Origin of the sequence: Citrobacter sp. Cpo069 (genome assembly GCF_030332785.1) — a bacterium.
In the GTDB taxonomy this organism is placed as follows: Bacteria; Pseudomonadota; Gammaproteobacteria; order Enterobacterales; family Enterobacteriaceae; genus Citrobacter; species Citrobacter portucalensis.
In genome coordinates this window covers 494151-517991 of record NZ_JAOWHD010000059.1, presented here as the reverse complement: position 1 = coordinate 517991, position 23841 = coordinate 494151, and the positions used below count along the sequence as shown (strand labels likewise).

Below are 23841 nucleotides of genomic sequence, written 5' to 3'. Positions count from 1 at the left end.
TATGATTAATGGAGAAGACGATGAAATACGAATTAACCGCCACCGAAGCGCGAGTGATTGGCTGTTTATTAGAAAAACAAGTGACCACGCCGGAACAGTACCCACTCTCCGTTAATGGAGTCGTAACAGCCTGCAATCAAAAAACGAATCGTGAACCGGTGATGAACCTGTCGGAATCGGACGTGCAGGAGCAGTTGGATAACCTGGTTAAGCGACATTTTCTGCGCACGGTGAGCGGTTTTGGCAATCGCGTCACGAAATATGAGCAGCGTTTCTGCAACTCTGAATTTGGCAATCTGAAGCTTAGTGCCGCAGAGGTGGCCATAATCACCACACTGCTGCTGCGGGGCGCTCAGACGCCTGGTGAACTGCGTAGCCGCGCATCCCGTATGTACGAATTCAGCGATATGGCCGAAGTGGAGTCGACGCTGGAAAATCTGGCGAACCGGGAAGATGGGCCTTATGTGATCCGCCTGGCGCGTGAGCCGGGCAAACGTGAAAGTCGCTATATGCACCTGTTTTGTGGTGAGGTTGATGAAGCCATTGCCGCGGCAGATGAACCCCCTGTAGCCTCCGGTGATCTGCAGGCGCGCGTGGAAGCGCTGGAAACGGAAGTCGCAGAGCTTAAGCAGCGACTTGATTCCTTGCTGGCGCACCTGGGAGACTAACGTGAAAAAATTACGTATCGGCGTAGTCGGCTTGGGCGGTATTGCACAAAAGGCCTGGCTACCCGTGCTAGGCACCTCCGCGGACTGGACGCTGCAAGGCGCATTTTCACCTTCACGCGATAAAGCGCAGCGTATCTGTGATACCTGGCGAATACCCTACGTGGATTCATTGAAGAATCTGGCGCAAACCTGTGACGCGGTTTTCGTCCACTCCAGTACCGCGACGCACTATGCGGTAGTCAGTGAATTGCTGAATGCCGGAGTTCACGTGTGTGTGGATAAACCGCTGGCGGAAAATCTGCACGAGGCTGAGCAACTGGTCGAGCTGGCCGCGCGGAAAAAACTCACGCTGATGGTCGGGTTTAACCGTCGATTTGCACCGCTGTACCAGGATCTCAAAACCCAGTTGAGCACCGCAGCGTCTGTACGTATGGATAAGCACCGTACGGATAGCGTTGGGCCGCACGATCTGCGCTTCACTCTGCTGGACGACTATCTGCACGTGGTCGATACCGCTTTGTGGCTGGCGGGAGGGCAGGCGCAGTTAAAAAACGGCACGCTGCTGACCAATGAATCTGGTGCGATGCTCTACGCCGAGCATCATTTTTCTGTCGGTCAAATGCAGATAACGACCAGTATGCATCGCCGTGCCGGTAGCCAGCGCGAGAGCGTGCAGGCGGTGACGGACGGCGGCCTGATTGACGTAACTGATATGCGGGAATGGCGGGAAGAGCGTGGGCAAGGTGTTGTTCATAAGCCGATAGCGGGCTGGCAAACGACCTTAGAACAGCGTGGTTTTGCCGGATGTGCCCGTCATTTCATTGAGTGCGTGCAAAATCAGACGGTTCCCCAGACGGCAGGCGAGCAGGCGCTACTGGCCCAGCGTGTTGTTGAAAAGCTGTGGCGGGAGGCGATGGCTGAATAACCCCCTGTAACATCTGGCGGTAGTAATTCATTGTAATCCAGGTACTATATGCCCACTCAAAATAACACCTCTTTTCAACCATAGGCTGGTTTGTCGGCCTGATAAGGTGCCAGGGTGTCGCCATCAGGCACAGCAAAAGTGTCGGATGGCGGCGAGAATGCCTTATCCGACCTACGGGCAGGTTTGTCGGGGTTTTGCCTCAGAGTCTGGAATACAACATAGATGAATTTATTAAAGTCGCTGGCAGCCGTCAGCTCGATGACGATGTTTTCACGTGTGCTGGGTTTTGCACGTGATGCGATTGTCGCCAGAATCTTTGGTGCAGGGATGGCGACAGATGCCTTTTTTGTGGCATTCAAACTTCCTAACCTGTTGCGCCGAATTTTTGCCGAAGGCGCATTTTCGCAGGCATTTGTGCCGATTCTTGCTGAGTACAAAAGCAAGCAGGGGGAAGATGCTACCCGCGTGTTTGTTGCCTACGTTTCCGGACTGTTGACGCTGGCGCTGGCCGTGGTGACGGTAGCCGGGATGTTGGCTGCGCCATGGGTGATATTAGTCACCGCGCCGGGATTTGCCGACACAGCGGATAAATTTGCGCTGACCACTCAACTGCTGCGGATCACTTTTCCCTATATTCTACTGATTTCACTGGCCTCACTGGTTGGTGCGATCCTTAATACCTGGAACCGCTTTTCCATTCCTGCGTTTGCCCCGACCTTTCTGAATATCAGCATGATCGGCTTCGCGCTATTTGCGGCACCCTATTTTAACCCGCCGGTGCTGGCGCTGGCGTGGGCCGTTACGGTTGGCGGCGTGCTACAGCTGATTTATCAGCTTCCGCACTTGAAGAAAATTGGCATGCTGGTGCTGCCGCGCGTGAACTTCCGTGATGCGGGGGCGATGCGTGTCGTCAAGCAAATGGGCCCGGCGATCCTTGGGGTATCGGTCAGCCAGATTTCACTGATCATCAATACGATTTTCGCCTCGTTTCTGGCCTCTGGCTCAGTTTCATGGATGTATTATGCCGACCGTCTGATGGAGTTTCCGTCCGGTGTTCTGGGCGTGGCGCTGGGGACTATCCTGCTGCCATCGCTGTCCAAAAGCTTTTCCAGCGGTAATCATGATGAATATTGTCGCCTGATGGACTGGGGCCTGCGCTTGTGTTTCCTGTTGGCATTACCGAGTGCCGTAGCGTTGGGTATTCTGGCCAAACCGCTGACGGTGTCTCTGTTCCAGTACGGTAAATTTACCGCCTTTGATGCCGCGATGACCCAGCGTGCGCTGGTGGCGTACTCGGTAGGTTTGATTGGCTTGATCGTGGTGAAAGTGTTGGCTCCGGGCTTTTACTCGCGCCAGGATATTAAAACGCCAGTGAAGATTGCCATTGTGACGCTGATTATGACCCAGGTGATGAACCTGGCGTTTATCGGGCCGTTAAAGCATGCCGGGCTGTCGCTGTCGATTGGTCTGGCGGCATGTCTGAACGCTTCACTGCTGTACTGGCAACTGCGGAAACAGAAAATCTTTACCCCACAACCGGGCTGGAGCTGGTTCCTGGCGCGTCTGGTGATTTCCGTGCTGGTGATGTCTGCGGTGCTGGTTGGGATGCTCTACATCATGCCGGATTGGTCGCAGGGAACGATGTTGTGGCGTCTGCTGCGTCTGATGGCGGTCGTGGTGGCAGGTATTGCCGCTTACTTCGCAGCACTCGCCGTACTGGGCTTTAAAGTAAAAGAGTTTGTGCGTCGGACGGCGTAAAGGATCAATGCCGGATGGCGGCATAACGCCGTATCCGGCCTACAAAAGGCGTAGGCCTGATAAGCAAAACGTTATCAGGCTGACATCAAATAGAGAATTTTTTCCCGCCGCGGTGCGCAGCAGAGGTTTGACCGTTTGCGCCATACAACGCTGGTTCCTGGTGCGGTTTCAGCACTTGTATTGCTTGTTGATTACGCTCGATCTGCCCTTCCAGCAGCCAACCGTTGTGCTGGTTGAGGTCGCGTAAATGCTGTGTTTTCTTGGTGATAGTCTGCCAGCGTTCAGCAATCTCATCATTGGCGCTGCGCGTGGCGTCATGTTCCAGGCGGCGCTGCTGCTCAAGATAATCAAGGGTTGCCAGCAAGGAGCTTTTTTCTTCTGTAATACGTTGTAGCTGGCTGCCGTTGATATGCCCTGCGGAAAGCTGCTGCTGTTCAGCATCCATTACCGTTTTCAGGTCATTGAGGACGGTCGTCATCTGGTCAAGTATTTCTGACAAACGAGTCATACTTTATTTACTCTGTAGGTAGCTCTGCGCCTCGCGAATCAGCGAGTCGGCAATTTTTCCGGTATCCATTTTCAATTCACCGTTACGGATTGCGGTTTTCAGTGCTTCCACGCGTTCCATATTGATGTCATTGCTGCCGGGCTGCATCAGTTTGGCCTGGGCGTCGCTCAGCATGACGCTGGTGCTGGTGGTCGCGGTGGTTTTTTCCTTCCGCGCTTTTTGTACCGGCGCATCGCTGGTTTCACGCGGCTGAACGGTGCTTACTGGCTTCAATGGTGAGGTACGATCAATGCTCATTTTATTTTTCCTCATCGAGGGGTTACGCTATAGCGGCCCGCTGTAATCATTGGTTGTTTATCTATCGGCACACGCTAAAAAATCTTTAACCTATTATAGGTTAATAAGAATATTCCCATCAGAATCGACGACGCCGCTCACCACCTGGCCTGAAATCATCCGCACTCGCGCATTCTGTGCGACAGCGGCGTTGTTCAGCGCTTTACCTTCGGCATTGACCCGAAAGCCATCTCCGTTGGCAATAACCAGTACGCGCTGACCGGCCTTGATCCGCCATGCCTGGCGTAACATCGAAAGCTGTATCGGTTGGCCCGGCACCAGATCGCGCAGGCTCACTGCATCCTGCACCTGACTCATATCCAGCACCGCGCGCGGCGGTAGTTGGTCCAGTCGACCACGTTTCAGCGTTACGCTGGCTGGGGTCAGGGTGCTACCTCGCGCTACGGATGCAGCGGCAACAACGTAGTTTCCTGTCGCCTGCACGTTCACTTGCAGATAACGTTTTTCGTTGGCACAGCGGGCCAGCACATTCACATTGCCCCACAGTTTTGCGCTACCGGACACGCTTAATGCCGGTTGTTCGCAGTTGGGCAATAAGTTTGGTGACGTTCGGATAGTGACTACCACCTCATCGCTAAATCCGGCCAGGCGCTGGGAAAACCATGCCGTTAGCTGCGAATTCAGGTCTTGCGCCAGCGTCATAGGGCTGAACAGCAGTGCTGCCACGACTATTCCACGTTTAAACGTTTGCATCAAAACCTCGCGCTTTTTCAGGTAGTGGCAGGATTTTACCTGTGTGACGCAGTCATCAACGCAACAAATAGCGACGCATTTTGCGTTTATTCCGGCGATAACGCGCGCGTAATGGGATTTAAGCTGTCGGCTGAATTTTGTCATTTGCGGAGGAGATATGCTCGATAAGCTCGACGCCGCCTTACGTTTTCAACAGGAAGCGCTGAATTTGCGCGCCCAACGCCAGGAAATATTGGCGGCCAACATTGCCAATGCCGACACGCCGGGGTATCAGGCGCGCGACCTGGATTTCGCCAGTGAATTAAAAAAAGTCATGGTGCGAGGACGGGAAGAAACCGGCGGCGTTTCGTTGACGCTGACCTCTGCACAACACATTCCGGCCCAGACCGTTTCTGCGCCGTCTACGGAGCTGCTCTACCGTATTCCTGACCAGCCATCTCTTGATGGCAACACGGTAGATATGGACCGGGAGCGCACGCAATTTGCAGACAACAGCCTCAAATATCAAATGGGGCTGACGGCGCTGGGTGGACAAATCAAAGGCATGATGAACGTGCTGCAAGGAGGGAACTAATTCGTGGCGCTGTTAAATATTTTTGATATCGCAGGTTCTGCGCTGACGGCTCAGTCTAAACGCCTGAACGTCGCGGCCAGCAACATGGCGAATGCGGATAGCGTCAGCGGACCCGACGGTCAGCCGTATCGCGCGAAGCAGGTTGTTTTTCAGGTAGATGCTGCGCCAGGTGCGGCAACCGGTGGCGTAAAAGTCGCTGACGTCATTGAAAGTCAGGCACCGGATAAGCTGGTTTATGAACCCGGTAATCCGCTGGCCGATGCGAACGGCTACGTAAAAATGCCGAATGTGGACGTTGTTGGCGAGATGGTCAACACCATGTCTGCCTCACGTAGCTACCAGGCAAACGTCGAAGTGCTCAACACCGTGAAAAGCTTGATGCTTAAAACGCTGACGCTAGGCCAGTAAAGGAGGCGCACATGTCTATTGCTGTAAAAATGAATGACCCGAGCACGACGGGGGTTAATGCCGCCACGGGGAATAGCTCACTGATGGGCAGCAACGCCGCTGACCTGCAAAGCAGCTTTCTTACGCTGCTGGTTGCACAACTGAAAAACCAGGACCCTACCAACCCGCTGCAAAACAACGAACTGACTACCCAGTTGGCGCAAATCAGTACCGTGAGCGGGATTGAGAAGCTGAACACCACGTTAGGGTCAATCTCTGGGCAGATCGACAACAGCCAGTCGCTGCAGGCCAGTACGCTGATTGGCCACGGTGTCATGATCCCGGGTACGACCATTCTGACCGGTAAAGGGACAGAAGAAGGTGCCAAAACTACGACAACACCATTTGGCGTTGAGCTGCAGCAACCGGCAGATAAGGTTACCGCAACCATTACCGATAAAGACGGCAAAGTGGTACGCACCATTGACATTGGTGGATTGAAAGCGGGCGTTCATACCTTTACCTGGGACGGCACCATGACCGATGGCACGGATGCACCAAGCGGTTCTTACAACGTGTCAATTGCTGCCAGTAATGGCGGAACGCAACTGGTGGCCCAGCCGCTTCAGTTTGCGCTGGTGCAGGGCGTTATTCGCAGTAACGGCGGTAATACGCTGGATCTGGGCACCTATGGAACCACCACCCTCGACGAAGTACGGCAGATAATTTAAGCCTTCACACTTATCAGGAGCAAGTCATGGCCTTTTCTCAAGCGGTCAGCGGTCTGAACGCTGCAGCGACCAACCTCGATGTCATTGGTAACAACATCGCCAACTCCGCCACCTACGGTTTTAAATCTGGCACGGCATCTTTTGCCGATATGTTTGCCGGTTCGAAAGTCGGTTTGGGCGTTAAAGTTGCGGGTATTACTCAGGACTTTACCGACGGTACTACCACCAACACCGGACGTGGTCTGGACGTTGCTATCAGCCAGAACGGTTTTTTCCGTATGGTAGACAGCAACGGTTCCGTTTTCTACAGCCGTAACGGTCAGTTCAAACTCGATGAAAACCGCAATATCGTTAACATGCAGGGGCTGCAGCTGACGGGCTATCCGGCTACCGGTACACCGCCAACAGTTCAGCAGGGTGCGAACCCGGCACCGATCACTATCCCGAATACGCTGATGGCGGCTAAATCAACCACCACTGCGTCAATGCAGGTCAACCTGAACTCCACTGACAAGGTCCCTACCAAGACCCCGTTTAACCCAAGCGATGCCGATTCCTACAACAAAAAAGGCAGTGTTACCGTTTTCGATAGCCAGGGTAACGCTCATGACATGAACATTTTTTATGTCAAAACAGGCCCTAACAAATGGGATGTCTACACCCAGGACGCCAGCGTTGCGGGTTCAGTTGCCAGTAAGAATGCGGTTATGAACTTTAGTGCTAACGGTACGCTGACTTCTGTGAATAATTATGTTGAAGAGCCAGTAGACCCCTTAGATCCAACCGGACCAAAACATATCGTGGAAGGACCAGCCAACCCTCAACCGCAAATTCAGATCTCCACCGGTACGATCAATGGCGCAGTTCCGGCGAACTTCTCTCTGAGCTTCCTGAACTCCATGCAGCAGAACACCGGTGCCAACAACATCGTTGCCACGAATCAGAACGGCTACAAGCCGGGCGATCTGGTGAGCTACCAGATTAATAATGACGGTACGGTGGTCGGTAACTACTCCAACGAACAGCAACAGGTTCTGGGGCAGATCGTGCTGGCAAACTTTGCCAACAACGAAGGTCTGGCGTCTCAGGGCGACAACGTCTGGGCGGCGACTCAGTCTTCCGGCGTGGCGCTGCTGGGTACCGCAGGCGAAGGTAACTTCGGCAAGCTGACCAACGGCGCGCTGGAAGCGTCAAACGTGGATTTGAGTAAAGAACTGGTGAATATGATTGTCGCCCAGCGTAACTATCAGTCGAACGCGCAGACCATCAAAACCCAGGATCAGATCCTCAACACGCTGGTCAACCTGCGCTAAGCGCCTGACGGGATGGCTTAATGGATCACGCAATTTATACCGCTATGGGCGCGGCCAGTCAGACGCTGAATCAACAGGCGGTGACGGCCAGCAACCTGGCAAACGCCTCCACGCCAGGGTTTCGTGCGCAGCTCAATGCACTGCGCGCGGTTCCTGTAGAAGGATTGTCTTTACCGACGCGTACGCTGGTCGTGGCCTCCACGCCGGGGGCCGATATGACGCCCGGTCAGATGGACTATACCTCCCGCCCGCTGGATGTGGCGCTGCAACAGGATGGCTGGTTGGCTGTGCAGACCGCTGACGGTAGCGAAGGATATACCCGTAACGGTGCTATTCAGGTGAGCCCAACGGGTGAACTGACTATTCAGGGACACCCGGTAATTGGCGAAGCCGGACCGATCGCCGTACCAGAAGGCTCGGAAGTCACCATTGCGGCGGACGGGACCATTTCTGCACTTAACCCTGGCGATCCGGCTAATACGGTCGCGCCAGTGGGGCGGTTGAAGCTGGTGAAGGCTACAGGGCTTGAAGTGCAACGTGGCGATGACGGTATGTTCCGTCTGACCCAGGCCGCACAGGCCACCCGTGGTGCGACGTTACAGGCTGACCCCAGCATTCGCGTGATGTCGGGCGTGCTGGAAGGCAGTAACGTTAAACCGGTTGCTGCGATGAGCGACATGATCGCCAACGCCCGCCGCTTTGAAATGCAGATGAAAATTATCAGTAGCGTGGATGATAACGCGGGCCGCGCCAACCAACTGCTGTCGATGAGTTAATACAGGACATTTTATGATCAGTTCATTATGGATCGCCAAAACCGGCCTGGATGCGCAGCAAACCAACATGGATGTGATTGCCAACAACCTGGCAAACGTCAGCACCAACGGATTTAAGCGCCAACGTGCCGTATTTGAAGATCTGTTGTACCAGACGATTCGTCAGCCTGGCGCACAGTCTTCTGAGCAGACCACACTGCCGTCTGGTTTGCAGATTGGTACCGGCGTACGTCCGGTTGCGACCGAGCGTTTACACAGCCAGGGTAACCTGTCGCAGACCAACAACAGTAAAGATGTGGCGATTAAAGGCCAGGGCTTTTTCCAGGTCATGTTGCCCGATGGTACGTCCGCTTATACCCGCGACGGTTCTTTCCAGGTGGATCAGAACGGTCAGTTGGTGACGGCGGGTGGTTTTCAGGTTCAGCCTGCCATCACCATTCCGGCTAACTCGCTCAGTATCACCATTGGACGTGACGGTATTGTCAGCGTGACCCAACAGGGGCAGGCGGCGCCTGTTCAGGTCGGGCAGCTTAACCTGACAACCTTCATGAACGATACCGGTCTGGAAAGCATTGGTGAGAATCTGTACACCGAAACGCAGTCATCCGGTGCGCCGAATGAGAGCACGCCAGGGCTGAACGGCGCGGGTCTGCTGTATCAGGGCTATGTTGAAACCTCTAACGTCAACGTGGCGGAAGAGCTGGTAAACATGATCCAGGTTCAGCGCGCTTACGAAATCAACAGTAAAGCGGTATCGACCACCGATCAGATGCTGCAAAAACTGACGCAACTCTAAAGTGGAGCCCGGTGGGGTGAAAACCTCACCGGCACACTGATTTTGAAGATGACCGCAATGCGAAAATACGCGCTTCACCCATACCCAATTTTAGCCCTGCTGGTGGTTTCACTAACAGGATGTGCCTGGATCCCGGCCACGCCGCTCGTGCAGGGCGCAACGTCTGCCCAGCCCGTTCCAGGTCCAACGCCGGTGGCGAATGGCTCAATCTTCCAGTCGGCACAACCGATTAACTATGGTTATCAGCCACTCTTTGAAGATCGTCGTCCACGCAATATTGGCGATACGCTGACCATCGTATTGCAGGAAAACGTCAGCGCGAGCAAAAGCTCTTCGGCGAACGCCAGTCGCGACGGCAAGACAAACTTTGGCTTTGATACCGTACCGCGCTATCTGGAAGGATTGTTCGGTAACGAACGTGCAGACGTAGAAGCCTCCGGCGGTAACTCCTTTAACGGTAAAGGCGGCGCGAACGCCAGAAATACCTTCAGCGGTACGCTGACCGTAACGGTCGATCAGGTACTGGTGAATGGCAACTTACATGTCGTGGGTGAAAAACAGATCGCTATAAATCAGGGCACTGAATTCATCCGCTTCTCCGGGGTTGTTAACCCGCGCACCATCAGTGGCAGCAACTCCGTACCGTCAACCCAGGTTGCGGACGCGCGTATTGAGTACGTCGGTAACGGCTACATCAATGAAGCGCAGAATATGGGCTGGTTGCAGCGTTTCTTCCTTAACTTGTCGCCGATGTAAGCGAGGTACCCAGTGTTTAAATCTTTTGTTGGAATGGTACTGGTGCTGATAACCACCTTTGCGCATGCTGACCGTATTCGTGACCTGACAAGCGTTCAGGGCGTGCGGGAAAACTCGTTGATAGGTTATGGGCTGGTGGTGGGTCTGGATGGAACGGGTGACCAGACCACACAGACGCCGTTTACGACGCAAACGCTCAATAACATGCTTTCGCAGTTGGGGATAACCGTGCCAACTGGCACCAATATGCAGCTGAAAAACGTGGCGGCGGTGATGGTTACCGCGTCGTTTCCTGCATTCGGTCGTCAGGGACAAACCATCGACGTAGTGGTCTCCTCTATGGGGAATGCCAAAAGCCTGCGCGGCGGTACGCTGCTGATGACCCCGTTAAAAGGGGTCGATAGTCAGGTATATGCGCTGGCTCAGGGGAATATTTTGGTGGGCGGTGCGGGCGCGGCTGCAGGTGGCAGTAGCGTGCAGGTTAACCAGCTCAATGGTGGACGCATTACCAACGGCGCGATTATCGAACGTGAATTACCCAGCCAGTTCGGCGGTGGTAACACCATTAATCTGCAGCTTAATAATGAAGATTTCACGATGGCGCAGCAGATTACCGACACCATCAACCGCGCGCGTGGCTTTGGTAGCGCAACAGCATTGGATGCCCGAACCATTCAGGTGCGCGTGCCAAGCGGCAACAGCTCGCAGGTGCGTTTCCTCGCTGATATCCAGAATATTGAGGTGAACGTCACGCCGCAGGATGCGAAAGTGATTATCAACTCGCGCACCGGATCTGTCGTCATGAACCGTGAAGTGACGCTGGATAGCTGTGCTGTGGCACAGGGCAACTTGTCGATTACGGTAAACCGCCAGGCGAACGTCAGCCAGCCGGACACACCGTTTGGCGGTGGACAAACCGTGGTGACGCCTCAAACCCAGATTGACCTGCGCCAGAGCGGTGGCTCGCTGCAGAGCGTGCGTTCCAGCGCCAACCTGAACAATGTGGTACGTGCGCTGAATGCGCTGGGGGCAACGCCGATGGATCTGATGTCCATTCTGCAATCGATGCAGAGCGCGGGTTGCTTACGCGCCAAACTGGAAATCATCTAATGATTGGTGACAGCAAACTGTTGACCAGCGCTGCCTGGGATGCGCAATCACTGAACGAACTGAAAGCGAAAGCGGGCCAGGACCCGGCGGCGAATATCCGTCCGGTCGCCCGTCAGGTTGAAGGGATGTTCGTGCAGATGATGCTGAAAAGCATGCGTGAAGCGCTGCCGAAAGATGGCGTGTTTAGCAGCGATTCAACGCGCTTGTATACCAGTATGTATGACCAACAAATTGCGCAGCAAATGACCGCAGGCAAAGGTCTGGGGCTGGCTGAAATGATGGTCAAGCAGATGACTGAAGGGCAAGCGCAACCTGCGGATGACGCGCCGCAGGTGCCGATGAAGTTTTCACTGGAAACGGTGACCAGCTATCAAAATCAGGCATTGACGCAACTGGTCCGCAAAGCCATCCCCCGGGCGACAGAAAGCAATGATGAGCCGCTGTCAGGTGACAGTAAAGACTTCCTCGCCCAGCTATCGCTGCCGGCTAAGCTGGCCAGCCAGCAAAGCGGCGTCCCGCATCATCTGATTCTGGCACAGGCGGCGCTGGAATCCGGATGGGGGCAGCGACAAATTCGCCGTGAGAACGGTGAACCAAGCTTTAACATTTTTGGCGTGAAGGCTTCGGGAAGCTGGAAAGGTCCAACCACTGAAATCACCACGACTGAATATGAGAACGGTGAGGCGAAAAAGGTGAAAGCCAGATTCCGTGTCTATAGCTCTTACCTTGAAGCGTTGTCGGATTATGTCGGTCTGATATCGCGTAACCCGCGCTATGCGGCAGTGACCGCTGCCGCGACCGCCGAGCAAGGGGCGCAGGCATTGCAAAATGCGGGTTACGCCACGGACCCTAACTATGCGCGAAAATTAACCAGCATGATCCAGCAGTTGAAATCGATGAGTGAAAAAGTGAGCAAAACCTACAGCACGAACATCGATAATCTCTTTTAAATAGCTCAAGTCTACCGACCTGCTGCCGATAATAACGAGTATTGAAGGATTACAAGGAACCTCCATGTCCAGCTTGATTAATAACGCGATGAGTGGACTCAGCGCAGCGCAGGCCGCGTTGAATACTGCCAGTAACAACATCTCCAGCTATAACGTTGCCGGATATACCCGACAGACGACAATTATGGCGCAAGCGAACAGCACGCTGGGTGCGGGGGGCTGGGTAGGCAATGGTGTCTATGTTTCTGGTGTACAACGTGAATATGACTCCTTTATCACTAACCAGTTGCGAGCAGCGCAGAACCAGAGCAGCGGTCTGACGACACGTTATGAGCAAATGTCAAAAATCGACAATCTGCTCTCCAGCAAAACCAGTTCTATTTCGACCTCCATGCAGGACTTTTTTACCAGCCTGCAAACGCTGGTCAGCAACGCCGAAGATCCGGCGGCACGCCAGGCGCTAATCGGTAAAGCTGATGGGTTGGTGAATCAGTTTAAAACGACTGACCAGTATCTGCGCGATCAGGATAAGCAGGTCAACACCGCGATTAAAGCCAGCGTTGATCAGATCAACAACTATTCGAAACAAATTGCCAGCCTCAACGACCAGATTTCTCGTATGACAGGCGTCGGCGCAGGCGCGTCTCCTAACGACCTGCTTGACCAGCGCGATCAGCTGGTCAGTGAATTGAATCAGATTGTCGGTGTTGAAGTCAGCGTTCAGGATGGTGGCACTTACAACCTGACCATGGCCAACGGCTATTCGCTGGTGCAGGGCAGCAATGCACGTCAACTGGCAGCAGTGCCTTCCAGCGATGATCCTAATCGTACAACCGTGGCCTACGTTGATGGCGTTGCCGGAGCTGTTGAAATTCCGGAGAAACTGCTGAATACCGGTTCATTGGGTGGACTGCTCACCTTCCGTTCTCAGGAGCTGGATCAGACGCGTAATACCCTCGGCCAACTGGCGCTTGCATTTGCCAGTGCATTTAACGCCCAGCATAAAGAAGGTTTTGATGCCAACGGCGATCAGGGTAAGGATTTCTTTGCTATCGGCAGCCCGGAAGTCTTCAACAACGCGAAAAATACGGGCACAGGATCGTTAAGCGCTAAGATCACTGACAGCTCCGCTGTGCAGGCGACAGATTATAAAATCGTTTTTGATGGGACGGACTGGCAGGTTACTCGCCTGGCGGATAATACCAGCTTCAAAGCCACCGTTACCGGTGGAAAAATGTCTTTTGACGGGATGGAAATCACCGTTAATGCTGGCGCGAAAGCTAATGACAGTTTTACTGTAAAACCCGTGAGTAACGCTATCGTTGATATGAAAGTTATGGTGACCGACGAGTCGAAAATCGCCATGGCTCAAGTGTCTAAAAATGATACGGACCCCACCATCGATAAAGGCAAGAGCGACAACCGTAACGGTCAGAAACTGTTAGATCTGCAAACCAAAGCGACTGTCGGCAATAAGACCTTCAACGATGCATATGCCACGCTGGTAAGCGATGTCGGGAACAAAACCGCTACGCTGAAAACCAGTGCCACCACCCAGAACAACGTGGTGACACAGCTTTACCGGCAGCAACAATCTATTTCCGGCGTTAACCTCGACGAAGAGTACGGTAATTTACAGCGTTTTCAGCAGTATTACCTGGCTAACGCGCAAGTGCTGCAGACCGCGAATGCGTTGTTTGATGCACTGATTAATATCCGCTAAGGGAGAGGGACACAATGCGTATCAGCACCCAGATGATGTACCAGCAGAATATGCGTGGCATCACTAACTCTCAGGCTGAATGGATGAAGTTCGGCGAGCAGATGTCAACGGGCAAACGCGTGATCAACCCATCAGACGATCCGATTGCCGCCTCGCAGGCCGTGGTACTTTCTCAGGCTCAGGCGCAGAACAGCCAATATACGCTGGCACGCTCATTCGCGACGCAAAAGGTGTCGCTGGAAGAGAATGTTCTGAGCCAGGTGACGACGGCAATTCAGGCTGCACAGGAAAAAATCGTTTATGCCGGGAACGGAACGTTAAGTGATGATGACCGTGCATCGCTGGCCACCGACCTACAGGGGATCCGCGATCAGCTGATGAACCTGGCAAACAGTACCGACGGTAATGGTCGCTATATTTTCGGTGGATATAAAACAGAATCCGCACCGTTTGCCCAGACAGATGGCGCTTACAGCGGCGGTACAACAAACGTTACCCAACAGGTCGATGCCTCCCGAACCATGGTGATTGGTCATACTGGCGATAAAGTATTCGCCAACCTGACCAGCAACGCTGTACCGGAACCTGGTGGCGGCACTCAGGAAAAGAACCTGTTCAAAATGCTGGATACCGCTATTGATGCGCTCAAAACCCCTATTGAGGGTAATGACGTGGCAAAAGCTACCGCCGCTGCTGCCATTGATAAAACCAACCGTGGCCTGAAAAACTCGTTGAATAACGTCCTGTCCGTTCGTGCAGAATTAGGTACGCAACTGAGTGAATTAAGCTCGCTGGATTCACTGGGTGCCGATCGTGCATTAGGCCAAACTCAGCAGATGAGTAATCTGGTGGATGTCGACTGGAACGCCGCGATCTCGTCTTATGTCATGCAGCAGGCTGCACTACAGGCATCCTATAAAGCGTTCACCGATATGCAGGGAATGTCGTTGTTCCAGCTCAATCGTTAACGCCTCGTTTTGAAACATATCTTGAAACTGGGTATGTTTGTCTGCCCGCTCCTTTAACACCCCGGAGCGGGCATTTTTTTAGGCAACCGACGTCTTACTAAGCGACGGGTTCCCCGTCAGTCTTATGACCAACGCAATTGCGCTGCTGAAGGTAGCCAACGCAACGACACCTTCCCAATTGGCCAGGGCGTAGACCTGACTTCCGAGAACCGAACCCAGCGCCATACCGATAAACACCATCGTAAACAGCAGAGCGTTCAATCGTCCTCGTGCCAGAGGCTCCAGGCTATAGACCAGATTCTGGTGAGCAACTAGGCTGGATTGCAATCCGAGATCAAAACCTACCGCCGAAAGGGCGATGAGCAGCCACTGCCCCTGAACGGGCAGGGCGGGTAACAAAAACATCAGTGCGAAAGATACCGTTACCAGCAAAGCACCCAATTGCGTTACTTTTGCCGCACCCACTTTATCGGCAAGATGGCCCGCCATCGGTGCGGCAAGCGCTCCGGCTGCTCCCGCGATACCAAAAGCACCCGCTATAGCGCTACCCATGTGGTAATGCTCAGATAACATTACCGCCAGCGTAGACCAGAAGGCGCTAAAAGCAATGGACAGAAAGCCTTGTGCCAGTGCTGCGCGGCGCAAGGTGGAATATCGTTGCCAAAGTTGCGCCATTGAGAGCATTAATGATGGATAACTCAACGTGGAATGGACCGTAAAGCGAGGCAGTACTTTCCACATAATCGCGGTAATTACGGCAATGCTGACGGCAGCGAGTTGGTACATCTCGCGCCAGCCAAACGCTTCGCCCACTAGTCCACTGACGGTACGTGAGAGTAAAATCCCCAGCAGAAGGCCCGTCATCACCGTGCCCACCGTTTTTCCCTGCTTGCCTTCGGGCGCCAGTATTGCCGCCGCAGGCACAATATCTTGTGCCATGGTTGCCGCCATTCCCATCAGCAGGCTCACCAGTAATAGCGAATGCAACTGACCGGTAAAGCTACAGGCCAGCAGCAGCGCGGCAAGAGAGATGCTTTTCAGCAGGATTAATGTCCGGCGGTCATAACGATCGCCTAATGGCAATAAAAACAATATACCTAACGCATATCCCGCCTGGGTCAGCGTCGGGACCAACCCCATACCGGTGAGACTTAAGGCCAGATCCTGACCCATTAAAGGCAGAAGAGGCTGGGCGTAGTAGATAGCGGCCACGCTGAATCCGGCGCCCATTGCCAGAACAAAAATGACCCAACGGGAAAGTGCGGTATGTGTGTTCACAAATGATTCCTCAATCACAGGATGTGCGGCTATTTTTATCCTTCTGCGGGTGGTGCGGTAGCGAGCGCAGTGGTAAAACAGTTATACGCCAGACGTATGAAGAAACTGATAATGATAAAAACTGAACGTATAGATAGGGTGGAGCTGATGCGCACGTTTGTGCGTATCGTAGAAGCAGGATCGCTTTCGGCAGCGGCAAAACAGATAGGGACGACGCAGGCGACCGTAAGCCGACGGCTGCAATCGCTGGAGACGCTGCTGGGTGTGAAACTGCTTATGCGTACCACGCATGCGATGAAATTGACCGACGACGGCGAAAGAGGCTATCAGCATGCTAAGAAGATTATTGATGCCTGGCTGGCGCTGGAAGATGGACTTAATGTCACAGAAGATGAACCGGTGGGGACGTTGCGAGTCCGCGCACCGCATGCGTTCGGGCAACAACAACTACTTGAGCCGCTTTTGCAGTTTCTTTCGCGCTATCCCCAGTTGGCAGTAGAGTGGATGCTCAACGATAAAACCGTTGATTTTCTGAGCGATAATATTGATTGCGCGATCAGGGTTGGTGCTGAGGTGGATCCGGCCACGGTTTCCGTCTTACTGGCTGAAGTTCCCCGTAGTATGGTGGTGAGTCCAGGACTGCTGGAGCAATATGGCGAGCTTTCTCATCCTGAGCAGTTATCAGCGCTGCCCTGGATTGCCGTGAACACGTTTTATCAGCATAGCGTTTCGTTGTTGCACCAATTGCGTAATGAGCCAGTCACGCTGAATATTTCACCCAGATTAAGCACAGACAGTATTTATGTCGCAAGAAATGCCGCGCTGGCGGGGTTGGGAGTGACAATTGTTTCAAGCTGGATGGTGGCGGAGGATATTGCCAATGGACGTCTGGTTGCGTTGCTACCTGAGTGGCATGCGGCGCCGTTGCCTGTACATTTGGTTTATCCGTGGGCGCGTTACTATCCGACCCGCTTACGCAAGTTTCTGGCCCTAATGAAGGATGTTATGCCGCAGCTGACGGGGATGAAAGGTGTAGATCAGATATAAAAAAGCCGACCCGAAGGCCGGCTTTGATATTGATTATGGCTTACTCAACAGGCTGTGGACGTGTTGCTGGCGCAGTCGCTTGATGCGTTGCGCTGTGTCCACCTGCGGCACCTTTGCCTTCAAAGGCGAATGCCGGACGCTGCCAGTCGCTATGACGCGGCGCTTCTGGCACATATTCCGGTGCCGGAGCGCGGGTCATTGGCGCGGTTGCATGGCTGTGCAGGTGTTCAGCATCAGCGCTGGCTGCGACAACTTCAGCCTTAACGACTTCAGTTTCGACGACAGGCGCGGCAACAACGTCTTTCGGCGCTGCAACCTCTTCAACAACTGGCGCTGTTTCCACAACCTCAGTAATCTCTTCAACCACTTCTGGCTGGGGAATAACAACCTCTGCAGGCTCTTCGGCAACCGGTGCAGTCACAACGTCAACCACAGGTTCGGCTTCAGCGGCGATTTCTTCTGCTACGGGCGCATCAGATGCAGCGATAATTTGCGGTTGTTCCTCGACCGGGGTCGCAATCACTTCCGGATGCGTGGTTTCAACCTGTGTGGTTTCAACAACTGCGGCCTGAGGCTCAGCTACGACAACCTCTGGTTGCACGGCTTCAACCGGCGCAGGGGTATCCACAATGTGTTCAACGGCAGCGGCAGCAACCTGAGGTTCTACGGCGACAGGTGCAGCTTGCTGCGGGACCATTTCCTGTTCGCGCTGTTCTTCAACCTGCTGATCCTGAGGACGTGCAACAGGGTAGCGGATCCAAACCTTACCGGACGCTAATTCAGGAGATGCGCAGGCGACCGTTAACGGCATCGGCGACTGAACCGGATAACGCTCGTCACGGTAACGACGACGACGCTGTCCACTGACGCGCAGATGGCGAGGAGAGCGGCGAGAACGACGCGGCATACCGTGGGAGTCACGAGCTTCGCTGTTGTCTTCCTGCTCAGTCGCAACGACGGCTGGCAGATCAACTTTCGCCAGTTCGGTGCGCTGTGCCGGTACCGGCTGCTCTGTTGGTTGAGCAACAGCAGTTTCAGCGATTGCAGCAACAGCAGCCACTTCGGCTTCAACCGCCGGGCTGTCTGTGAAACGAACTTTCTGAGTCAACTGACGCTGTTTGCGGCGGGTTTGAGGCTGACGTACGCGCTCTTCCTGCTCGGTATCCTGCACAGGTTGTTCAGCCTGGTTCAGCTCTTTAACTTCCTGCTGAGCCTGACGCTTGTCATCGTTACGACGGCGGTTACGTTCGCGACGCGGCGCCTGCTGTTCATCACCGGATTTTGCTTTGTCTGCAACATCAGTGGTTTGCTGGCGGTTATCGCGAGCTTCCGCATTTTGCTGCTGGGACTGACGACGGTTACGGCGGTTATCTTCACGGTTTTCGCCGTTTTCTGAACGTTCGCTACGGTTGTCACGGTCACCGCGATTATCACGGTTATCACGACGATCGTTACGGTCGCGACGATTGTTCTGACGCGGTTTACGACGATCCTGCTGGCGTTCGGTTTTCTCTTCAGCTTTCGGCGCAGGTTGTTCAACCGGTTTCACTTCTTCGCTACCACCGAAGATGGACTTCAGTGCGCCAAAGAAACGGCTAATCAAACCGGGCTGTGCGGCAACGGCTGCGGTTGCTGCTGCAGCTTTAGGCGCGGCGGCTTTCGCGGCAGGTTCCTGCAGAGCAGGGGCTGGCGGAACGTCTGGCATAGCGAAGGTGGCCAGCGCCGGTTGCTCAGGCTGTTTACGCTCGACGTACTCTTCTTCCGTCGGCAATGCCATTGCCTCTTCATGCAGTTTCGGCAGCAGGTAGCTCAGGGTCGGTGTTTCTTCCCCTTTGCGTACGCGCAGCACAGAATAGTGCGGGGTTTCCATCTGATCGTTTGGCACAATCACACAGCGCACGCCATTCTGACGCGTTTCGATAGCATTAACCGCGGTACGTTTTTCGTTAAGCAGGTAAGAGGCGATTGGCACAGGAACAATAGCGTGAACTTCTTGCGTATTTTCTTTCAGTGCTTCTTCTTCGATCAGACGCAGAATAGACAGCGACAGTGATTCGTTATCACGTACGGTACCGGTGCCGGAGCAGCGCGGGCACACGTGATGGCTGGATTCACCCAGAGACGGGCTCAGACGCTGACGAGACATCTCCAGCAGACCGAAGCGAGAAATATGGCTGATCTGAATACGCGCTCTGTCCTGGCGTACGGCCTCGCGCAGACGGTTTTCAACCGCGCGCTGGTGGCGAACCGGCGTCATATCAATGAAGTCGATTACAATCAGACCGCCGAGGTCGCGAAGACGCAGCTGACGGGCAATTTCATCGGCTGCTTCAAGGTTAGTGTTGAACGCTGTTTCTTCGATGTCGCCGCCGCGAGTTGCGCGTGCGGAGTTGATATCGATAGCGGTCAGTGCCTCTGTGCTGTCAATAACGATTGAGCCGCCGGACGGCAGACGTACTTCGCGCTGGAATGCGGACTCAATCTGAGACTCGATCTGATAGTGGCTGAACAGCGGGATTTCGCCGGTGTACAGTTTGATTTTGCTGCTGAAATCCGGACGACCCAATGCGGCGATGTGCTGACGCGCCATCTCCATCACTTTCGGGTTATCGATAAGGATTTCGCCGATGTCCTGACGTAAGTAGTCACGGAAAGCGCGAACGATAACGTTGCTTTCCTGGTGGATCAGGAACGGAGCAGGGCGGCTGTCTGCGGCTTTTTGAATCGCTTCCCAGTGCTTCAGGCGGAAGCTCAGGTCCCACTGCAGCGCTTCGGCGGATTTGCCGACCCCTGCGGTACGCACGATAAGGCCCATGCCATCAGGCAGTTCCAGGCTTGCCAGCGCTTCTTTTAATTCGGTACGGTCGTCGCCTTCAATGCGGCGGGAGATACCGCCCGCGCGCGGGTTGTTCGGCATCAGAACCAGATAACTACCCGCCAGGCTGATAAAGGTAGTCAGCGCAGCGCCTTTATTGCCGCGTTCTTCTTTATCGATCTGAACGATGACTTCCTGACCTTCGCGCAACACGTCTTTAATGTTGGGACGACCATGGGAGTTGTAGTTAGCGGGGAAGTATTCGCGGGCAATTTCTTTTAACGGGAGGAAACCGTGACGTTCAGCGCCGTAATCAACAAAAGCAGCTTCCAGACTCGGTTCAATACGGGTAATTTTGCCTTTATAGATGTTGGCTTTTTTCTGTTCGTGTCCAGGACTTTCGATATCCAGATCGTACAGACGTTGCCCATCTACAAGGGCGACACGCAACTCTTCCTGCTGAGTTGCGTTAATTAACATTCTTTTCATCGTAACTTACTCATTATTCTTACATTGACGACTAAGCTGCGGGCAGAGTAATGCCTTTCCGGGTGTGAACCGATGGCCTCGTGTCTATTCGCGTCGCCAACCTCACGGTTATCGTCAGCTCAAAGAGGCGCAGAGTGTCGGTTGCCTGCATTTCATACGGAAACACAGCGCAATTATCAGGGGAACAGTCTGGGTGTTACTCTCCAGAAAAGCTTCCATATTACCGGTAAGGACTGCAACCCGCAGCCCGCTAACTGCCTGAAAGATCAATACGTCTTACGCCATTGCTGCGTTGATGATCGGTCGGGCAAAATTGGGTCATTCCGGAAAAGTTCTTGTTTTAACAAGATTCAACACGGAAACAACCTCATTATTCCACTGCTAACCTTGTTATAGCAAGATGACTTTTGCCATTTATCACCCGGTTACTCACAGTTTTTTCACTTCCGCGTAGTGATTGCTTTAATAACCACCAAATCGGCTATGTCAAACTTAAGTAATAGGGTATAGCAGTTAATATAAGCATAGAAAAATGTGTGGCGCGAATCTTGATGGCTATTTAAAATCGGCCCCCATGAAAACAGAGACTCCAGCCGTAAAAACAGTTGCCATTACTGCCGACGAAGCAGGGCAACGCATCGATAACTTTTTGCGCACCCAGCTTAAGGGCGTGCCGAAAAGTATGATTTATCGCATTTTGCGTAAAGGCGAAGTGCGGGTGAATAAAAAACGCATTAAACCCGAGTACAAACTCGAAGACGGGGATATTGTGCGTATTCCACCTGTGCGTGTCGCTGAACGTGAAGAAGAGGCCATTTCACCGAACCTGCAAAAGGTCGCGGCGCTGACCGACGTCATTTTATATGAAGATGACCACATTCTGGTGCTTAACAAACCTTCAGGTACGGCCGTACATGGAGGAAGCGGGTTAAGCTTTGGCGTCATTGAAGGATTACGAGCACTGCGCCCGGAAGCGCGTTTCCTTGAACTGGTGCATCGCCTCGACCGGGATACCTCTGGCGTGCTGCTGGTTGCCAAAAAACGCTCAGCCTTGCGTTCATTGCATGAACAACTGCGTGAAAAAGGCATGCAGAAAGACTATCTCGCGCTGGTTCGAGGCCAATGGCAGTCGCATGTCAAAACCGTGCAGGCGCCGCTGTTAAAGAACATTCTGCAAAGCGGCGAGCGTATCGTACGGGTGAACCAGGAAGGCAAACCGTCAGAAACACGTTTTAAAGTGGAAGAGCGCTATGCGTTTGCCACGCTTGTGCGCTGTAGCCCGGTGACCGGACGTACGCACCAGATTCGTGTGCATACCCAGTATGCCGGTCATCCAATTGCTTTTGACGATCGCTACGGTGACCGTGAGTTCGATAAGCAACTGGCGGATACGGGGTTGAATCGACTTTTCCTGCACGCCGCAGCGTTGAAATTTACCCATCCGGGAACGGGTGAAGTGATGCGTATTGAGGCGCCGATGGATAAGCAATTGAAGCGCTGCCTCGAGGTTTTACGCAGTAAAGCCTGATGCGCGTTGCTTATCAGGCCTACAACCGTGTGATGCACCGTAGGCCTGATAAGACGCATCGCGTCGCCATCAGGCAGATCAATCAGGCATTCAACGGGTTCATCTCTTCCCGCCGCAGCATTTGACACAACGCGATAAGCGGCAAACCGATCAGGGTATTTGGGTCACGACCCTCCAGGCGTTCAAAGAGTGCAATACCTAACCCTTCACTTTTGAAACTACCTGCACAATGGAGCGGGCGCTCTTTGCGCAGATAATCATCAATTTCCGCCTCGCTTAAATGACGGAAATGGACGTCAAAAGGTTCTACTTCGGTTTGTAAATGTCCGGTCGCAGAATTATACAGCGCCAGTCCGGTGTAAAACGTCACAATATTGCCACGGGCTTTGAGTAATTGTTGGCGCGCATTTTCTTCAGTTAATGGTTTGCCGGTTATTTCACCATCAAGAACACAAATTTGATCGGAGCCAATAATCAGATGCGATGGGTAACGGTGGGCGAGAGATTGCGCTTTTTTCTGCGCCAGTCGCAAGACTAAATGGCGTGGTGCTTCGCCGGGCAACGGCGTTTCATCAACCTCTGGCGCAGCGCATTCAAACGGGATTGCCAGTTTTTCGAGTAAAGCGCGACGCCAGGGGGAGGTAGAAGCAAGAATAAGTTGAGGCATATTTTTTCCCTCGCATATAGCGTATTGATGAGAGCCATTTTAAACTATGGACTTCGACCTACAAGCTGGCTGTAGTGGCTTGTCTTGAGCGATTTTAAGTCGATGACCCGCAATGTGTGCGAATTATTGGCAAAAGGCAACCACAGGCTGCCTTTTTCTTTGACTATATGACGTTACAAAGTTAATATGCGCGCCCTATGCAAAAGGTAAAATTACCCCTGACTCTTGATCCGGTTCGTACGGCTCAAAAACGCCTCGATTATGAAGGTATCTATACTTCTGATCTGGTTGAGCGCGTCGCCGATTCTGTAGTCAGTGTGGACAGTGATGTGGAATGCTCCATGTCGTTCGCTATCGATAACCAGCGTCTCGCCGTTATAACCGGTGATGCGAAGGTATCGGTTACGCTCGAATGTCAGCGTTGCGGGAAACCGTTCCCACTTCATGTTCACACAACATATTGTTTTAGTCCTGTCCGTTCTGACGAGCAGGCTGAAGCACTCCCGGAAGCGTATGAGCCGATTGAGGTTAACGAATTCGGTGAAATCGATCTGCTTGCAATGGTTGAAGATGAGATTATCCTCTCCTTGCCGGTAGTTCCGGTGCATGATTCTGAACACTGTGAAGTGTCCGAGGCGGACATGGTCTTTGGCGAATTGCCTGATGAAGCGCAAAAACCAAACCCATTTGCCGTATTAGCCAGCTTAAAGCGTAAGTAATTGAGGAGTAAGGTCCATGGCCGTACAACAGAATAAACCAACCCGTTCCAAACGTGGCATGCGTCGTTCTCATGACGCTCTGACCGCAGTCACCAGCCTGTCTGTAGACAAAACTTCTGGTGAACAACACCTGCGTCACCACATCACTGCCGACGGTTTCTACCGTGGCCGTAAGGTAATCGCTAAGTAATCACGCATGACTCAATGGCTTTCCCACTTCTGGTGAGAAAGACAAAGAGTGAACGCGTGATGAAGCTTAGTGAGGCTTTCCCCGGGTAACTGGGGAAACACCTAACCGGGCAGCG

At 53.4% G+C, this 23841-nt stretch carries 24 protein-coding genes; 18 read left to right on the top strand and 6 right to left on the bottom strand.

Features of this window, described 5'->3' with window-relative positions; translation table 11 throughout:
• Window positions 1–20: 20 nt before the first annotated feature.
• From OGY08_RS18530 to murJ, 3 genes are all read left to right on the top strand, one after another.
• Window positions 21–668 carry a YceH family protein gene (locus tag OGY08_RS18530; protein WP_020996497.1) on the top strand — a complete coding sequence of 216 codons (648 nt, stop codon included), beginning with the start codon at window positions 21–23 and terminating at the stop codon, window positions 666–668.
• A 1-nt stretch (window position 669) separates the two neighbouring features.
• Window positions 670–1593, top strand: coding sequence for a Gfo/Idh/MocA family protein (locus tag OGY08_RS18525; protein ID WP_048235654.1), 924 nt, complete (start codon window positions 670–672; stop codon window positions 1591–1593).
• 222 nt (window positions 1594–1815) lie between these two features.
• A complete protein-coding gene (murJ, locus tag OGY08_RS18520) occupies window positions 1816–3351 on the top strand; it encodes a murein biosynthesis integral membrane protein MurJ (protein WP_003832150.1) in 1536 nt (511 codons plus the stop codon).
• An 85-nt stretch (window positions 3352–3436) separates the two neighbouring features.
• Here the strand turns inward: murJ and flgN are convergent, their stop codons facing one another.
• The 3 genes from flgN to flgA all read right to left on the bottom strand — a co-directional run bounded on the left by flgN (window position 3437) and on the right by flgA (window position 4909).
• Window positions 3437–3859 carry a flagella biosynthesis chaperone FlgN gene (flgN, locus tag OGY08_RS18515; protein WP_003036178.1) on the bottom strand — a complete coding sequence of 141 codons (423 nt, stop codon included), beginning with the start codon at window positions 3857–3859 and terminating at the stop codon, window positions 3437–3439.
• 3 nt (window positions 3860–3862) lie between these two features.
• Complete coding sequence (flgM, locus tag OGY08_RS18510) at window positions 3863–4156, bottom strand: flagellar biosynthesis anti-sigma factor FlgM (protein ID WP_032942956.1); 294 nt, start codon at window positions 4154–4156, stop codon at window positions 3863–3865.
• Between the two features lie 93 nt (window positions 4157–4249).
• On the bottom strand, window positions 4250–4909 hold the full coding sequence (flgA, locus tag OGY08_RS18505) for a flagellar basal body P-ring formation chaperone FlgA (RefSeq protein WP_008784358.1): 660 nt from the start codon (window positions 4907–4909) through the stop codon (window positions 4250–4252).
• Window positions 4910–5066: 157 nt separating this feature from the next.
• Here flgA and flgB point away from each other — a divergent pair, with 157 nt between their 5' ends.
• The 11 genes from flgB to flgL all read left to right on the top strand — a co-directional run bounded on the left by flgB (window position 5067) and on the right by flgL (window position 14993).
• The gene (gene flgB / locus OGY08_RS18500) at window positions 5067–5483 is read left to right on the top strand and encodes a flagellar basal body rod protein FlgB (protein WP_003036189.1); all 417 of its coding nucleotides are present in this window, start codon (window positions 5067–5069) and stop codon (window positions 5481–5483) included.
• Between the two features lie 3 nt (window positions 5484–5486).
• Window positions 5487–5891 carry a flagellar basal body rod protein FlgC gene (flgC, locus tag OGY08_RS18495; protein WP_003036191.1) on the top strand — a complete coding sequence of 135 codons (405 nt, stop codon included), beginning with the start codon at window positions 5487–5489 and terminating at the stop codon, window positions 5889–5891.
• Between the two features lie 11 nt (window positions 5892–5902).
• Complete coding sequence (gene flgD, locus OGY08_RS18490) at window positions 5903–6601, top strand: flagellar hook assembly protein FlgD (protein WP_125363406.1); 699 nt, start codon at window positions 5903–5905, stop codon at window positions 6599–6601.
• A 26-nt stretch (window positions 6602–6627) separates the two neighbouring features.
• Window positions 6628–7914, top strand: a complete 1287-nt coding sequence (gene flgE / locus OGY08_RS18485) for a flagellar hook protein FlgE (RefSeq protein WP_125363407.1) — start codon at window positions 6628–6630, stop codon at window positions 7912–7914.
• Window positions 7915–7934: 20 nt separating this feature from the next.
• The gene (locus OGY08_RS18480) at window positions 7935–8690 is read left to right on the top strand and encodes a flagellar basal body rod protein FlgF (RefSeq protein ID WP_003832161.1); all 756 of its coding nucleotides are present in this window, start codon (window positions 7935–7937) and stop codon (window positions 8688–8690) included.
• 13 nt (window positions 8691–8703) lie between these two features.
• Window positions 8704–9486 carry a flagellar basal-body rod protein FlgG gene (gene flgG / locus OGY08_RS18475; protein WP_003036202.1) on the top strand — a complete coding sequence of 261 codons (783 nt, stop codon included), beginning with the start codon at window positions 8704–8706 and terminating at the stop codon, window positions 9484–9486.
• A 57-nt stretch (window positions 9487–9543) separates the two neighbouring features.
• The gene (locus tag OGY08_RS18470; protein WP_032934415.1) at window positions 9544–10242 is read left to right on the top strand and encodes a flagellar basal body L-ring protein FlgH; all 699 of its coding nucleotides are present in this window, start codon (window positions 9544–9546) and stop codon (window positions 10240–10242) included.
• A 33-nt stretch (window positions 10243–10275) separates the two neighbouring features.
• On the top strand, window positions 10276–11352 hold the full coding sequence (locus OGY08_RS18465) for a flagellar basal body P-ring protein FlgI (RefSeq protein ID WP_050579918.1): 1077 nt from the start codon (window positions 10276–10278) through the stop codon (window positions 11350–11352).
• Window positions 11352–12302 carry a flagellar assembly peptidoglycan hydrolase FlgJ gene (flgJ, locus tag OGY08_RS18460; RefSeq protein ID WP_016152632.1) on the top strand — a complete coding sequence of 317 codons (951 nt, stop codon included), beginning with the start codon at window positions 11352–11354 and terminating at the stop codon, window positions 12300–12302. Before OGY08_RS18465 ends, flgJ begins: the two co-directional genes overlap by 1 nt.
• A gap of 64 nt (window positions 12303–12366) precedes the next feature.
• Complete coding sequence (flgK, locus tag OGY08_RS18455; RefSeq protein ID WP_071444809.1) at window positions 12367–14025, top strand: flagellar hook-associated protein FlgK; 1659 nt, start codon at window positions 12367–12369, stop codon at window positions 14023–14025.
• A gap of 14 nt (window positions 14026–14039) precedes the next feature.
• Window positions 14040–14993 carry a flagellar hook-associated protein FlgL gene (flgL, locus tag OGY08_RS18450; protein ID WP_125363408.1) on the top strand — a complete coding sequence of 318 codons (954 nt, stop codon included), beginning with the start codon at window positions 14040–14042 and terminating at the stop codon, window positions 14991–14993.
• A gap of 78 nt (window positions 14994–15071) precedes the next feature.
• Here flgL and OGY08_RS18445 read toward each other — a convergent pair whose 3' ends face one another.
• Window positions 15072–16271 (bottom strand): MFS transporter, encoded by a 1200-nt coding sequence (locus OGY08_RS18445; protein WP_125363409.1) that lies wholly within the window; start codon window positions 16269–16271, stop codon window positions 15072–15074.
• A gap of 21 nt (window positions 16272–16292) precedes the next feature.
• On the opposite strand from OGY08_RS18445, the gene OGY08_RS18440 reads away from it, so the two are divergent.
• Window positions 16293–17318, top strand: coding sequence for a LysR family transcriptional regulator (locus tag OGY08_RS18440; RefSeq protein ID WP_125363410.1), 1026 nt, complete (start codon window positions 16293–16295; stop codon window positions 17316–17318).
• Between the two features lie 40 nt (window positions 17319–17358).
• Here the strand turns inward: OGY08_RS18440 and rne are convergent, their stop codons facing one another.
• Window positions 17359–20622, bottom strand: a complete 3264-nt coding sequence (gene rne, locus OGY08_RS18435) for a ribonuclease E (RefSeq protein ID WP_125363411.1) — start codon at window positions 20620–20622, stop codon at window positions 17359–17361.
• Between the two features lie 574 nt (window positions 20623–21196).
• On the opposite strand from rne, the gene rluC reads away from it, so the two are divergent.
• A complete protein-coding gene (gene rluC / locus OGY08_RS18430; protein WP_003036228.1) occupies window positions 21197–22150 on the top strand; it encodes a 23S rRNA pseudouridine(955/2504/2580) synthase RluC in 954 nt (317 codons plus the stop codon).
• An 82-nt stretch (window positions 22151–22232) separates the two neighbouring features.
• Here the strand turns inward: rluC and OGY08_RS18425 are convergent, their stop codons facing one another.
• Window positions 22233–22817: a Maf family protein gene (locus OGY08_RS18425; protein ID WP_003832177.1), complete on the bottom strand. Its 585-nt coding sequence runs from the start codon at window positions 22815–22817 to the stop codon at window positions 22233–22235.
• A gap of 197 nt (window positions 22818–23014) precedes the next feature.
• Here OGY08_RS18425 and yceD point away from each other — a divergent pair, with 197 nt between their 5' ends.
• Window positions 23015–23536 (top strand): 23S rRNA accumulation protein YceD, encoded by a 522-nt coding sequence (yceD, locus tag OGY08_RS18420; RefSeq protein WP_003036239.1) that lies wholly within the window; start codon window positions 23015–23017, stop codon window positions 23534–23536.
• Between the two features lie 16 nt (window positions 23537–23552).
• Window positions 23553–23726, top strand: coding sequence for a 50S ribosomal protein L32 (gene rpmF / locus OGY08_RS18415; protein ID WP_003036242.1), 174 nt, complete (start codon window positions 23553–23555; stop codon window positions 23724–23726).
• Window positions 23727–23841 lie beyond the last annotated feature (115 nt).

Coding starts and splice junctions, on each gene's coding strand:
- OGY08_RS18530 (WP_020996497.1), top strand. CDS start 21: ATGAAATACGAATTAACCGCCACCGAAGCGCGAGTGATTGGCTGTTTA.
- murJ (WP_003832150.1), top strand. CDS start 1,816: ATGAATTTATTAAAGTCGCTGGCAGCCGTCAGCTCGATGACGATGTTT.
- flgN (WP_003036178.1), bottom strand. CDS start 3,859: ATGACTCGTTTGTCAGAAATACTTGACCAGATGACGACCGTCCTCAAT.
- flgM (WP_032942956.1), bottom strand. CDS start 4,156: ATGAGCATTGATCGTACCTCACCATTGAAGCCAGTAAGCACCGTTCAG.
- flgA (WP_008784358.1), bottom strand. CDS start 4,909: ATGCAAACGTTTAAACGTGGAATAGTCGTGGCAGCACTGCTGTTCAGC.
- flgB (WP_003036189.1), top strand. CDS start 5,067: ATGCTCGATAAGCTCGACGCCGCCTTACGTTTTCAACAGGAAGCGCTG.
- flgD (WP_125363406.1), top strand. CDS start 5,903: ATGTCTATTGCTGTAAAAATGAATGACCCGAGCACGACGGGGGTTAAT.
- flgE (WP_125363407.1), top strand. CDS start 6,628: ATGGCCTTTTCTCAAGCGGTCAGCGGTCTGAACGCTGCAGCGACCAAC.
- OGY08_RS18480 (WP_003832161.1), top strand. CDS start 7,935: ATGGATCACGCAATTTATACCGCTATGGGCGCGGCCAGTCAGACGCTG.
- flgG (WP_003036202.1), top strand. CDS start 8,704: ATGATCAGTTCATTATGGATCGCCAAAACCGGCCTGGATGCGCAGCAA.
- OGY08_RS18470 (WP_032934415.1), top strand. CDS start 9,544: ATGCGAAAATACGCGCTTCACCCATACCCAATTTTAGCCCTGCTGGTG.
- OGY08_RS18465 (WP_050579918.1), top strand. CDS start 10,276: ATGGTACTGGTGCTGATAACCACCTTTGCGCATGCTGACCGTATTCGT.
- flgJ (WP_016152632.1), top strand. CDS start 11,352: ATGATTGGTGACAGCAAACTGTTGACCAGCGCTGCCTGGGATGCGCAA.
- flgK (WP_071444809.1), top strand. CDS start 12,367: ATGTCCAGCTTGATTAATAACGCGATGAGTGGACTCAGCGCAGCGCAG.
- flgL (WP_125363408.1), top strand. CDS start 14,040: ATGCGTATCAGCACCCAGATGATGTACCAGCAGAATATGCGTGGCATC.
- OGY08_RS18440 (WP_125363410.1), top strand. CDS start 16,293: ATGTGCGGCTATTTTTATCCTTCTGCGGGTGGTGCGGTAGCGAGCGCA.
- rne (WP_125363411.1), bottom strand. CDS start 20,622: ATGAAAAGAATGTTAATTAACGCAACTCAGCAGGAAGAGTTGCGTGTC.
- rluC (WP_003036228.1), top strand. CDS start 21,197: ATGAAAACAGAGACTCCAGCCGTAAAAACAGTTGCCATTACTGCCGAC.
- OGY08_RS18425 (WP_003832177.1), bottom strand. CDS start 22,817: ATGCCTCAACTTATTCTTGCTTCTACCTCCCCCTGGCGTCGCGCTTTA.
- yceD (WP_003036239.1), top strand. CDS start 23,015: ATGCAAAAGGTAAAATTACCCCTGACTCTTGATCCGGTTCGTACGGCT.
- rpmF (WP_003036242.1), top strand. CDS start 23,553: ATGGCCGTACAACAGAATAAACCAACCCGTTCCAAACGTGGCATGCGT.